The following is a 12,231-nucleotide window of genomic DNA, read 5'->3' on the forward strand; positions in this document are numbered from 1 at the left end:
GGTAGCGGGCTCACCGACCCGGGCGGGACGTCCGGCGGTTCGGCGACAAAGGTGTCCACCACCCGGGACTCGTCGATCGCCACCGGGCCGACGGTTTCGCCCCCGGCGGGTGAGCCTTCCCGGGGAGCTGCGCGGCGTATCGGGTCAGCGTTTCGAATCGGGCATCGTGCGCTGCAGCGCCTCGAGCGCCCGGCTGGCCGTCGACTTGACCGTGCCCTTCGAGATGCCCGTCGCCTCGGAGATCTCCGCCTCCGACAGGCCGCCGTAGTAGCGCAGCACCAATACCTCACGCTGTCGCGGCGGCAGCTTCGACAACGCCTTGACCACTGCCTGGTGCTCGGTCGACAACATCGCCAGGCTCTCGGCCGACCGCGCGTTCACCGCGTGCGGCGGGACGTACTCGCGCGCCGTCTTGCGCCTCCGCAGCACGCTCCGTGACCCGTTGACGACCGCCGCGCGCAGATACCCGACCGCGGCCGCCGCGTCGCGGAGCTTCGCCCAGTTGCGGTGCAGTCCGGTGAACGCCTCCTGCACGACGTCCTCGGCCGTCGCGGGCTCGTCGACCAGCAGGATCGCCAACCGCACCAGGCGCATCCGGTGCTGCAGGTAGAGGTCCTCGAGCGTCAGCGGACCCTGGGACGGCGCGTCGTCGGCCTCCTCGACGGGCGCGTCGAGCGTGCGCAGGTGCCGGAGGGTCTGCTCGACGGCGTTCGTCGCACCACCGTCACGGGGTGCACCGCCGCCGGGCACGCCGCCGTGACCGGCCGCGTCGCCCTGACCGGCGGCGCCGCCGTCGGCGGCACCGCCGGCTGCGCCGCGCTCGGCATTGCTCATCGAACCGTCCTTCGGTGCCGGGGACCTCACCGCGCGATCAGCGTATCGGGTCCGCGGATGCCCGACCCAGGATTCCCGCCAAGGTGACGGTGCCGACTTCCACCCCCGTATACCGCGCGTCACGCGAGGGGCCCGCGCCCGGCCACCGCTCTGCGCCCGGCCACCGCTTTGCGCCCGGCCATCGCCCCTCACGGCGCGCTCCGCGCCTGTGGCCGGCCCCTCACCCGACCGCCACCCCTCAACGACGTGCTCCGCGCGGCCCTATCTTCGGAGCATGACTTGGTATGTGGTTGAGACGCGGTACGACGGCGACAAGTACGTGGACGTGCGGTCGCGGCACCGGGAGTACCTCGCCGACCTCTCCGAACGCGGCGTCGTGGCGCTGGCGGGGCCGCTGGAGGACAACGTCGGCGGCATGATCGTCATGCAGGCGGCCGACCGGGACGAGCTCCAGGCCCTGCTGGACGCCGACCCGTACCACCTGGAAGGCGCGCTGGCCGAGCGCACGGTCCGCGAGTGGAAGCCCGTCCTCGGTTCCTGGCTGCCGGACTGACGTTCTCGCCCGCGTGAGCCGGCGGCCGCGGGCGAGAACGACACGCGGCCCGCTCCCCGGACGGGAAGCGGGCCGAGACGCGGGCGCGTCGCCTACGTGTCGTGGACGATGACTCCGCGGATGTTCTTGCCGTCGCGCAGGTCCTGGTAGCCCTCGTTGACCTGCTCGAGCGTGTACTTCGTGGTGACGAGCTCGTCGAGCTTGAGGTGTCCCGCGTCGTAGAGGCGTAGGAGCTTGACGATGTCGTACTGCGGGTTGGCCGAGCCGAACAGCGTGCCCTTGATCGTCTTCTCGAACAGCGTCAGGACCCCGCCCGAGACGTGCACCGTGAGTTTCTCGGGGTTCGCCAGCCCGGTGATGACCACGGTGCCGCCCTTGCCGACCGCGTTGAACGCTTCGCTGACCACCTGCTCGTCCACGGTGCCGACGAGGACGAGGGCCTGGTCGGCCATCTGGCCCCAGGTGAGCTCGGTGATCTTCTCGGTGGCCTCCTCGGCGGTCGCGAACGCGTGGGTGGCGCCGAACTTGAGTGCCGTCTCCCGTTTGAACTCGATCGGGTCGACGGCGACGACGTACTTCGCGCCTGCGCCGGCGGCACCCTGTACCGCGTTGATGCCGAGGCCACCGATGCCGAAGACGACGGCCGTGTCGCCTGCGCGCACGCCGCCCGCGTAGTTGGCGGTGCCCCAGCCGCTGGGCACGCCGCAGCCGACCAGCACCGCGGTCTCGAGCGGCAGCCAGTCGTCGACCTTCACCACGGAGTGCTGCGAGATGGTCGCGCGCTCGGAGAACGTGCCGAGCATGCACATGGCGCCGACGTCGTTGCCGCCGCCGTGGAAGCGGAACGAACCGTCGGGCATGTGGCCGTCGAGGATCGTCGCGCCCATGTCGCACAGGTTCTGCCTGCCCGTGGAGCAATAACGGCAGGTGCCGCAGTTGGGGATGAAGCTGCACACGACGTGGTCACCGGGCGCCACCTTCGTCACGCCGGGCCCGACGTCCTCGATGATGCCCGCGCCCTCGTGCCCGCCGACGATGGGGAACCGCGGCACCAGGTCGTTGTCGATGAGGTGCAGATCGGAGTGGCACAGCCCCGCGGCCGAGTACTTGATCAGCACCTCGCCGGGGCCGGGTCCGTCCAGATCGAGCTCCATGATCTCGAACGGCTTACCCGCGTCGAACAGAACCGCTGCCTTCGTCTTCACGGTGACTCCTCAATCCGAATTGCGTCATTGCAATGTGTGCACCTCGGAATTGTCGGCCGGTCCGATGCCGCGCGGGTGTGCAGCTTTTGCACACGCGTGCCTGGTGTCGGCCTCGTCAGCCGGTGGTGATGTGCAGCGTGCGGATGCGGTTGTACAGCGTCGACCGGCTGATTCCCAGGTCGCGGGCCGCCTGCACCTTGTTCCCACCGACGGCGGCGAGCGCGCGGGTGATCGCCTCGTACTCGGCCTGCTGCCAGCCGGACAACGCGGGCGCGGTGGTCGTCACCGGGCACAGCGGCGCAAGGTCACGTGCCGTGATGTCGCCGGCGGACCGGCCTTCGGTGACGTCGGTCAGCACCGTCTCCAGCTCCCGCAGGTTGCCCGGCCACGGCTGCGCGGTGAGCAGCTCCAGCGCGCCGGCCGTGAGCCGCGGCGTACCGGTCGGGCGCACGCCGGCCAGGACCGCCCTGGCCAGGGTCGGAATGTCGCCGCGCCGTGCCCGCAACGGCGGCAGCTCGACCCTCCGGTGCACCCGCGCGAGCAGCGCGCCGTCCACCTCGCCGTCGGACCGCGTACCGCCCGTGTGCGCCGGATCGCCGGTACGTGCAGTGAATGCGAACCACGCCGACGTCTCGTCGAGCAGTCGGGCGAGCCTGCTCACGGGCAACGACGGCAGCAGGTGGACGTCCCGCACCACGACGAGGCCCTGGTGCGAGGCCGCGAGCCGGTCGAGTCGCCGCACCCATTCCGCCTCGCCGAGCAGCGTGATGTCGCCTGCGTCGACGCGAGCGACAGGGTCGGACCCGGCCAGTACGGCCGTCGCCGCGCCGCGGCCGGTGCCGGGCTCGCCAGTGATCAGCACCCGGCGGCGGACCTGGGCGCTGCGGCGCAGCCGGTCCTCGATGTCGGCGGGCACCACGCTCTCCGCCGACCGTCGGCGGGTGGCCGCCGAGTACGCGGGCCGCAGCGGCGCCAGCTCGAACAGCATCCCCGCGTTGACCGACACCGCCTCCATGCGCACCTCGACCTCGGTGCCCGACGACAGCCGGATCCGCCGCACGCCGCGCCGTGTGCGGGACAGGTCGCGCAGCATCGGATGGTCGGCCGGATCCACGAGGTCCACGGCCGCGCTGTTGGCCAGCACCACGTCCTCGCCGAGCGCCAGCACGGCCGCCGATCGGTGTTGCGCCGCCTGGAACGCCGCCAGTAGTCGTTGCTGAGCCAGGTTCGAACCGTCGAGCAGGCGCCGTTCGATGTCGGTCACGGCCTGCAACAGGAACGGCGCCAGCAGCGGGTTCGCGTCCTCGACCAGGCCCGTGATGTCGAGGACTCCTTCGAGCCTGCCGGTCGCCGGGTTGGTGATCGGATGGCCGTAGCAGGTGAACGGCTTCAACGCGTCGAGGAAGTGCTCGTCACCGTGGACGGCCATGCCTCGCCGCACCTCGTACGGCGTGGCCAGCGAATTCGTGCCGCTGACCTCCTCGGAGAAGCGGCAGCCGGGTACGGCGCTGACGGCGTCGAGCGCGCGTTCGAGCGCCCTGTCGCCGTAGCGGCGGGCGACGATGCGGCAGTCACGGTCGGCGAGCAGCACGGACAACCGGGTGTCGTGCAGGTGCCGGGAGACCTCGTCGAGTACCGGGTCGGCGGCGCGCAGCAGCCGACTGCGGGTGTCGATGTCGGCGACATCGACACCCGCGAGCCGGTCGGCCGGACTGTCGGGCCTCAACCCGGACAGCTCGGCACGCCGCCAGGATTGCGCGATCTCGGCTCGTAGCGTCACCGGACACTCCTCGTTGAGTGGTTCCGGCGTTCATCATCGCAGCTCGGAGCTCGCCGATGCAGCCCCGCGAACGGGTCAACCGCCGCGTCAGGACAGCACGGGCGGTACGAACCGGCAGCGGGGCGGCTGGGCGTCGGCGGGATCCAGCGCGTTCAGCACCAGCCGTGCGGCGATCGGGTCGTAGGTGATGCCCAGGTGGTCCGTTCTGTCGGCGGGGCAGAGGTCCTGGAGCAGGATGTTCTCGACGTTCGGGGCAGGCTCGAGGAACGCGTTCGAGTACGGCGTGACCACCTCGTCGTACTTCGTCTGGATCACCGTGTAGTCCACGTCGCCGACCGTGTCGCCGCCGGAGTTGAGGTCGGCGAGGAACTCGGAGTGCTCCTCCTGGTCGTTGAACGCGGGGAACGGTATGCCGACCAGCTCACGCAGCGGCGGCACCCGCTGGACGAGGGTGAGCAGGCCGTAGAGGTCCGTGCCGTAGTTGGAAGGGGCCAGGCCGATCAGCCGGTCGATCTTCGCCGCACCGCCCAGGTACTTGATCCAGTAGCGCGGGTTCATCCCACCCTGCGAGTGGCCGACGACGTCGAGCCGGTCCGCGCCGGTCGCCGCGAGGACCCGGTCGCCGAACTCCGCGAGCTGCGTGGCCGTCTCAGCCACGGGCGCGACGGTCTGGATCGGACTGCCCTCCGCGCCGCCGAGGTTCGCGCTGAACACGCAGTACCCGGCGTCGGCCAGTTCTCCGGACAGTCCCGCCCAGTCGGCGTAGGAGTTGACCAGCGTGCCGTTGGACAACAGGACCGGATTGGGATGTTCGGCGCTCGGTTCACAACCCCAGTCGTTGGTGTGCGGCGGCATCACGGTGGGCCGGGCCATCGAGTACGCCAGCGCGGTGACGATGTTCGGCTGCGCAGGACCGGTCGGCTCCCGCTCCGAAGCCTGCGCCTGCGTGCCCAGTCCGAGTACCAGGCCGATCGCGGCGGCGAGCGCGCCGATCCGTCGCCGTCGTGTGCCGAGGCCCATGCCGTCTCCCCCGTTCGTCACCGTTGACGGACGGGAGCGTATTCGATGACCGGAACGCGGCGTTTCAGTACGCGCCGCCGAGTTTCGTGTGGTCCCAGCTGACGATCTTCGTGGGGGTGAAGCTGAGCCCCACGCGTTTGGGCGCCTGGTACGAGATGCCGGCCTCGAGCTCCTCGGGTGGTTCGCCCTCGAGGCCGGCGTACCGCATCGCGAGGGCGGTGCCGATCTGTGCGGTCTCGCCGGTGTCCTCGACGAACGTCACGTCGCACTCCATCGACACCCCGCGGAGCCGTTCGTAGGTGTCACCGGACTCGATCAGCACCGTCGCCTGCGGGAGCCGCTGCAGGTTCGCGATCTTCTGCGACTTGCGGTACGTCCACGTCACGAGCGCGGGTACGTCCTGGGCGTCGGACTCCCGCGGGAAGTACCACAGCGGCGCCAGGTGCGGCCTGCCGTTCGGGTTCATCGTGGCGACGTTGATGACGCGCTGCTCGGCGAAGTACGCGCGGATCTCGTCGTCGGACATGCGGATCTGATCGCGGCGGGACAACGGTGTCCTCCTGTCGACGGTTGCGACGAATTCTCTCCCGATCACGAGGCGCCGGTGTGCGGCGTACATCACTCACCGTGGTGGCGCGAGGGGACGATTCGGGGCTCCCACCCGTCTCCCACCGCCACCCCACCGGTCACGCTCCACGTGACAGTGCTCGACGCATGCCCCCGAGGTGCACTGGGGGCACTCACCGGCGGTGGCTACTTGATCGCGGCTCGGCCGCCGTGGCCGTTGAGGGCGGCCTCGCGCGAACCGCGCTTGGCGATGTCCTCGAGGGCGGCCTCGTCGGCCTTGGCCACGCCCTGGAACCGCGAGCCGAACTCGATGATCGGCGGGACGATCGCCCGGATCAGTTTCATCGCGCCGACCCACTTGGGCACGTGGATGACCCGCTCGCGCTTGCGGATGCCCGCGGTGAGCTGGTCGAGCGCCAGGTCGAGCGGGTACGTCTTGCCCATCAGGCCGGGCATGCCGGTGCGGAGCTTGCCGAACACCGGGTGCGAGTCGGCGCTGTCGACGAGATCGGTCTTGATCCACGTCGGGTGCGCCACGCCGACGCGCACGCCGAGGTGCTGCAGTTCCGCGCGGAGGCTGTTGCAGAACGCCTCGACGCCGGCCTTGGCGGCCGCGTAGTTCGACAGTCCCGGTGCGTGCGCGATCGCCGCGAACGACGAGATCGCGAGCAGGTAGCCCTTGCGGTCGATGACGTGCGGCATCGTGACGCGGAACGTGCGCCACACGCCGAGCAGGTCCACCTCGAAGACCTTCTCGTAGGCCTCGCGGTCGATCGAGCGGGCGAAACCCGTGCTGGCGATGCCCGCGTTGGCGATCACGATGTCGATGCCGCCGAAGTGCTCGACGACCCCGGCCGTGGCCTTCTCGAGCGCGTCCCAGCTGGTGACGTCGGCCTCCCAGGACCGCGCGTTCGGGCCGATCCGCTCGGCGACCTTGGCCTGCTCGTCGGCCTCGAGTCCGACGAGCGCGACCTTGGCGCCGTCGGCCGCCAGGCGTTCGGCCAGGCCGGCGCCGATGCCCCGGGCCGCGCCCGTGATCAGCACGACCTTGTCTTTCACGTTCTTCAGGTTGTCGCCCTTGCCGCCGGACAGGAACGTCACTGTTGCCTCCTCGGATGCTTGTCACCCGGGACAGTACCGCAACTTACTCCCAGTAGGCTACTGCTCGGTAGGTGAGCTGCGGTGGTGCTGATCGCGCGCAGCTGGCCGGTGGGCGGTTCGAGCCGGGCCGAGGCGAGCAGGTCGAGCTGACGGCGGTTGCGCGTACTGGCGATGGGCGCGGCGAACGTCGGTCGAGCCACCGGTCGGCCGAGCCAGACCGCGGTGACCGACGCGGCGTGAGCCGTCGCCACGTCGGCGGGCACCGCCGGTGCACACCTGCCACGATCGTCCAAGTAGGACGTTTCGGCCGCCGGCGGGCGGACTGTCCACTGTCGCCGCCGTCGCGGTACTCCCCCGTGCGAACGACTCGCGCTCGCTCTCGGTCGCGGTCCAGACGAACGTGTCGCCAGCGAGGTTCGGAGGGACGACATCCCGTTCAGCGACGATGGTCATACCGCGGAACACACGGCCGGGACCGGCGCGTTGCCACGGGCATGGCAGTGAATCTTGGCAAGTACGGAGTCTGGCGCTGGTGGAACGGCGTCGACGCGGAGCTGGCGGGCGAGATCGAGAAGCTCGGCTACGGCGCGATCTGGCTGGGTGGCAACCCGCCGGGCGACCTGGAGCACATCGAGAAGCTGCTCGACGCGACGTCGACGATCACGATCGCGACCGGCATCGTGAACATGTGGACCGACGACGCTCCGACGGTCGGCGCGTCGTACCTGCGGATCGCGGCCAAGCATCCGGACCGGTTCCTGCTCGGAGTGGGCGTCGGCCACCCCGAGGCGCAGCAGGAGTACCAGAAGCCCTACGACAAGATCGTCTCCTATCTCGACCAGCTCGACGAGGCGGGCGTTCCCGCCGAGGGCAGGGCGCTCGCAGCGCTCGGCCCGAAGGTGCTGAAGCTGTCGGCCCAGCGCGCACTCGGTGCACACCCGTACCTGACGACGCCTGAGCACACCCGCGAGGCGCGCGAGCTGCTCGGCCGGGGTGTGCTTCTCGCGCCGGAGCAGAAGGTCGTGTTCGACACCGACGCCGAGCGTGCCCGCGCCGCCGCGCGGCCGCCTATCAACAACCCGTATCTCGGGCTCGTCAACTACCGCAACAACCTCAAGCGCCTCGGCTGGTCCGAATCGGACATCGACGACGGTGGCAGTGACGCACTCATCGACCAGCTCGGTCTGCACGGCGACGCCGCCACGATCGCGGCGGGTCTCACGAAGCACATCGAGGCCGGTGCGGACCACGTCAGCATCCAGAACCTCCCGATGAACGACGACCCGCTGCCCACCTACCGGGAGCTCGCCGAGCACCTGCTGTAACCTCGAACGGTCGACGACGGGAGCGGCTCCGCCGGTGTGCGAAGCCGCTCCCGTCATCACACGTCGTACGGCATGTGGTGCGGGCGCCGCGCCGTACCGGGCCCCGGGCTAGGCGTGTGCCGCGACGGTGGCGGCGCGGCCGTGCCGGGCGTCGGACCTGCGCCCGTGCACGGCGAGGTACAACAGGGCGCTGAGCAGCATCACACCCGCGAGGACGAGGAACATCGCCGAATAGCCCGCCCGCTCGGCGATCAGCCCGAACACGACGGGCCCGAGTCCGACGCCTCCGTCGAGCATCAGGAAGAACGTCGAGATCGCCACTCCGAACTGCTCCTGCGGCACCCGCGAGACGGCGGCCGCCTGGCACGCGGGGTTGATCGTGCCGAAGCCGAATCCGGTCAGCGCGCCCGTCAGCACGATCATCCAGTCCGCGGAGGCCGTTCCCAGCAGCAGCAGCGCGCCCGCGAACACCACGATCGCCGAGTACACGACGACGTTGTCACCGCGCCGGTCCTGCAGTCTGCCCATGACGAACCGGCTCACGAACATCACGGTCGCGTAGGCCACGAAGAACAGGCTCGCTCCGCGCTCGAGGCCTTCCTCGGCGGTGTAGGAGTTCAGATACGTGACGATGGTCGAGTAGACGCAGCCGATGACCAGCATGAACAGTCCGATCGGCAGCACGGCCGGATGAACCATGGACGTCAGCACGCCGCGCACGGTGCGTTCCCTTGCCGGCTGCGACCGTGGCTCGTCCTTCGCGCTGATCAGCAGCGCCAGCAGGCAGGCCGCCGCATGCGTGGCGAAGATCGACCAGAACAACGTGTCGTAGCCCGCCGAGTGCACGACCTCGAGGCTCATGAACGGGCCGATCGCGGTCGAGAGCGTGATGCTCAGCGCGAAGTAGCCCGTGCCCTCGCTGCGTCGCGAGGACGGGATCCGCGCCTGGGCGAGTGTCATCGCGGCGGTGCTCGTCACGGCGAACAGCACGCCGTGCGTGGCGCGCACCGCGAGCAGCAGCGGCAGCGAGCTCGCCACGAGATACAGCGCTGCGACCGCCGCGCACGCGGCCAGCCCCGCCCACAGCACGCGGCGCCTGCCCAGCCGGTCGACGAGCCCACCCGCGAACAGTCGCGCGACCGTGGCGCCCACGACGAAGATGCTCGCCGCCAGGCCGCCGGTCGAATCGGAGACGGCGAACCGCGTGACCGCGTAGACGGCCATGATCGTGACGAGGCCGTAGAAGGCCAACGCCAGGCAGAAGTTGACGACCCACACGACTGCGAGATCGCGGGACCAGATGGGCTCCCGGGAACCGGCCGCGGTGGAGGGCGAATCCGGGGGTGTGGAGTCAGGGGGTGCGGCATCCGTGGGTCCGGCCGGTGAGCCGGTTGTGGTCGTCGAGTCGGATCCCTTCATCCGTGACGTCATGACCTGCCCCTCAATGTTTGCCGTAAGCAATGATAATTCGGCGCAGGGTTGATCGGGTTATGAGAACGACCACCACGATTCCCCGATTCGTTGCAGTCGTCTCGCCGGTCATGTCGGCCGTCGTACCCTGCTGACGGGTCGGCTGCCGCGGTGACCGTGGAGCCGGAGCGGGCGGCGTCTCGACCCCGCGTCGACGTGATCCGGGCGCATGGTTTCCGCCCGCTCCAGCCCTCCCGAAGTGTGGGGAGGCGGTACGGCAGGGCGGGCTCGGCTGTTCTGAATCGAAACCTGAATCGATGTTGCGAAAAAGACCACGTCGGGGCGATACCGGGCTTCACCGTGTCACCGGGTGATGCCAGGCTGTGGCTCGTAGGATCCGGGTCTGCAGAGCCCGGCGCCGAAACCTGAGCGGCGCCGCCCGCGAGAACGAGTCAACCGGAAGACGACCGGGAATGCGGCTGACGACACAGTCGCATGCCACGCCGCCCCGAGGAGGACAACGATGCCCATCGCCACACCTGAGGTCTACGCCGAGATGCTGGACCGCGCGAAGCAGGGTGAGTTCGCGTATCCGGCGATCAACGTGACCTCGTCGGAAACCGTCAACGCCGCGATCCGCGGGTTCGCGGAGGCCGAGAGTGACGGGATCATCCAGTTCTCCACCGGTGGTGCCGAGTTCGCATCGGGCCAGAAGGTGAAGGACATGGTCACCGGCGCGAAGGCGCTGGCCGAGTTCGCGCACGTGGTCGCCGACAAGTACGACGTCAACGTCGCGCTGCACACCGACCACTGCCCGAAGGACAAGCTGGACGGCTTCGTCCGCCCGCTGATCGACATCTCGCAGGAGCGGGTGAACGCGGGCAAGAACCCGCTGTTCCAGTCGCACATGTGGGACGGCTCGGCGATCGACCTCGACGAGAACCTGTCGATCGCCTCCGAGCTGCTCGACAAGTCGGCTGCCGCCAAGATCATCCTCGAGGTCGAGATCGGCGTGGTCGGCGGCGAAGAGGACGGCGTCGCCAACGAGATCAACGAGAAGCTGTACACCGCCGAGGGTGACTTCACCAAGACCGTCGACGCGCTCGGTTCCGGCGAGAAGGGCCGCTACCTGCTGGCGGCGACGTTCGGCAACGTCCACGGCGCGTACAAGCCGGGTGCCGTGCAGCTGCGTCCTGACGTGCTCAAGCGCGGTCAGGCCGTCGCGGCGGAGAAGCTCGGCCTGTCCGCCGGTTCGAAGCCGTTCGAGTTGGTGTTCCACGGCGGTTCGGGTTCGCTGCTCGAGGAGATCCACGAGGCGTTGTCGTACGGCGTCGTGAAGATGAACGTCGACACGGACACGCAGTACGCCTTCACGCGGCCCATCGCCGAGCACATGTTCAAGAACTACGACGGCGTGCTCAAGATCGACGGCGAGGTCGGCAACAAGAAGACCTACGACCCGCGCAGCTACCTCAAGGTCGCCGAGGGCGCGATGGCCCAGCGTGTCGTCGAGTCCGCCGAAGCGCTGAAGTCGGCGGGCAAGAAGCTCTGACCCCGGCGCAGCCCGGTCTCACGCCCCCAAGGGCACTTCGGTGGCATTCAACGTCCCCAAGGTGGCCTTGGGGGCATTCACGTTCGGGGGACGACTGCAGGCACGTTTCGTGGTCGGGCACAGTGGCGGCGTGATGTCGAAACGCCTCATCGCGATCGTCCTGGTCGGCTGTCTCGTGCTGATGGCCGTCGCCTCGTCGCTGTCCCTGCTGCTCTGAAACGGCAGGCTCTGAAACGGCAGGGCTCCTGAACCGGCAAGGGCTGGGGCGGCGGACGCTGGTGCCCTGCGACGGCCCTGGCAGGTGTGACGGTGCTGTTTCGACGAGCCGCGCGCCTGCCGGGGCTGCGGCCGCGATCACTGTGCCCCTGCGGGCGCCCCGCGGCCGCAGGGTCGGTGGTTCAATGGCGGCATGACGCACAACCTGCTCGAACCGGATCCCACCACGCTCCCGGAGCGCCCCGACGCCGAAGCCGCGCTGGACGCGGGCACCGAGCCGAGCGAGGTCGCCGCCGAGCATCCCGACTTCAGCGAAGCCTGGGCCGCCCTCGCCGAGCGCGCCCTCGGTGAGAACGAGGTCGTCGACGCCTACGCCTACGCCCGCACGGGTTATCACCGGGGTCTCGACCAGCTGCGCCGCTCCGGCTGGAAGGGCTTCGGCCCGGTGCCGTGGGAGCACCGGCCGAACCAGGGCTTCCTGCGTTGCGTCGCCGCGCTCGCCAAGGCCGCAGGCCGCGTCGGCGAGACCGACGAGTACGACCGTTGCAAGCAGCTGCTCCTCGATTCCGACCCCGCTTCCGTCGAGGCCACGGGACTCGGCTGAAGTTCCTCGACCGCGCAGCCCCTGCGCGCGCCATGCGCCGCGTGGGAGGCCGACGACGACGGGC

12 protein-coding genes are annotated in these 12,231 nt (G+C 69.8%); 5 read left to right on the forward strand and 7 right to left on the reverse strand.

The genetic code is table 11. The features are described from left to right. Window positions 1-144: 144 nt before the first annotated feature. Window positions 145-834, reverse strand: coding sequence for an RNA polymerase sigma factor (locus FHS23_RS04245; RefSeq protein ID WP_246381315.1), 690 nt, complete (start codon window positions 832-834; stop codon window positions 145-147). A gap of 274 nt (window positions 835-1,108) precedes the next feature. Here FHS23_RS04245 and FHS23_RS04250 point away from each other — a divergent pair, with 274 nt between their 5' ends. Then, complete coding sequence (locus FHS23_RS04250) at window positions 1,109-1,387, forward strand: YciI family protein (RefSeq protein ID WP_183648047.1); 279 nt, start codon at window positions 1,109-1,111, stop codon at window positions 1,385-1,387. Between the two features lie 92 nt (window positions 1,388-1,479). On the opposite strand, the gene FHS23_RS04255 is transcribed toward FHS23_RS04250, so the two are convergent. From FHS23_RS04255 to FHS23_RS04275, 5 genes are all read right to left on the reverse strand, one after another. Further along, window positions 1,480-2,592, reverse strand: a complete 1,113-nt coding sequence (locus FHS23_RS04255) for an NDMA-dependent alcohol dehydrogenase (RefSeq protein ID WP_183648060.1) — start codon at window positions 2,590-2,592, stop codon at window positions 1,480-1,482. A 115-nt stretch (window positions 2,593-2,707) separates the two neighbouring features. After that, window positions 2,708-4,372: a helix-turn-helix domain-containing protein gene (locus tag FHS23_RS04260; protein ID WP_183648063.1), complete on the reverse strand. Its 1,665-nt coding sequence runs from the start codon at window positions 4,370-4,372 to the stop codon at window positions 2,708-2,710. A gap of 87 nt (window positions 4,373-4,459) precedes the next feature. Further along, window positions 4,460-5,413, reverse strand: coding sequence for an esterase/lipase family protein (locus tag FHS23_RS04265; RefSeq protein WP_343053630.1), 954 nt, complete (start codon window positions 5,411-5,413; stop codon window positions 4,460-4,462). 43 nt (window positions 5,414-5,456) lie between these two features. Then, window positions 5,457-5,942, reverse strand: coding sequence for a pyridoxamine 5'-phosphate oxidase family protein (locus tag FHS23_RS04270; protein ID WP_183648065.1), 486 nt, complete (start codon window positions 5,940-5,942; stop codon window positions 5,457-5,459). Window positions 5,943-6,145: 203 nt separating this feature from the next. After that, the gene (locus FHS23_RS04275) at window positions 6,146-7,027 is read right to left on the reverse strand and encodes a short-chain dehydrogenase/reductase (RefSeq protein WP_183650838.1); all 882 of its coding nucleotides are present in this window, start codon (window positions 7,025-7,027) and stop codon (window positions 6,146-6,148) included. A gap of 527 nt (window positions 7,028-7,554) precedes the next feature. Here FHS23_RS04275 and FHS23_RS04280 point away from each other — a divergent pair. After that, window positions 7,555-8,385, forward strand: a complete 831-nt coding sequence (locus FHS23_RS04280) for an LLM class F420-dependent oxidoreductase (protein ID WP_183648068.1) — start codon at window positions 7,555-7,557, stop codon at window positions 8,383-8,385. A 108-nt stretch (window positions 8,386-8,493) separates the two neighbouring features. On the opposite strand, the gene FHS23_RS04285 is transcribed toward FHS23_RS04280, so the two are convergent. Then, window positions 8,494-9,663 carry an MFS transporter gene (locus tag FHS23_RS04285; protein WP_221218948.1) on the reverse strand — a complete coding sequence of 390 codons (1,170 nt, stop codon included), beginning with the start codon at window positions 9,661-9,663 and terminating at the stop codon, window positions 8,494-8,496. Between the two features lie 655 nt (window positions 9,664-10,318). On the opposite strand from FHS23_RS04285, the gene fbaA reads away from it, so the two are divergent. The 3 genes from fbaA to FHS23_RS04300 all read left to right on the forward strand — a co-directional run bounded on the left by fbaA (window position 10,319) and on the right by FHS23_RS04300 (window position 12,167). Then, window positions 10,319-11,347: a class II fructose-bisphosphate aldolase gene (fbaA, locus tag FHS23_RS04290; RefSeq protein WP_183648071.1), complete on the forward strand. Its 1,029-nt coding sequence runs from the start codon at window positions 10,319-10,321 to the stop codon at window positions 11,345-11,347. Window positions 11,348-11,408: 61 nt separating this feature from the next. Beyond that, a complete protein-coding gene (locus FHS23_RS04295) occupies window positions 11,409-11,564 on the forward strand; it encodes a hypothetical protein (RefSeq protein ID WP_183648074.1) in 156 nt (51 codons plus the stop codon). A 192-nt stretch (window positions 11,565-11,756) separates the two neighbouring features. Beyond that, window positions 11,757-12,167, forward strand: coding sequence for a DUF3151 domain-containing protein (locus tag FHS23_RS04300; RefSeq protein WP_183648077.1), 411 nt, complete (start codon window positions 11,757-11,759; stop codon window positions 12,165-12,167). The last annotated feature ends 64 nt before the right edge of the window (window positions 12,168-12,231 follow it).

This window comes from Prauserella isguenensis (genome assembly GCF_014191605.1).
Lineage (GTDB): Bacteria > Actinomycetota > Actinomycetes > Mycobacteriales > Pseudonocardiaceae > Prauserella > Prauserella isguenensis.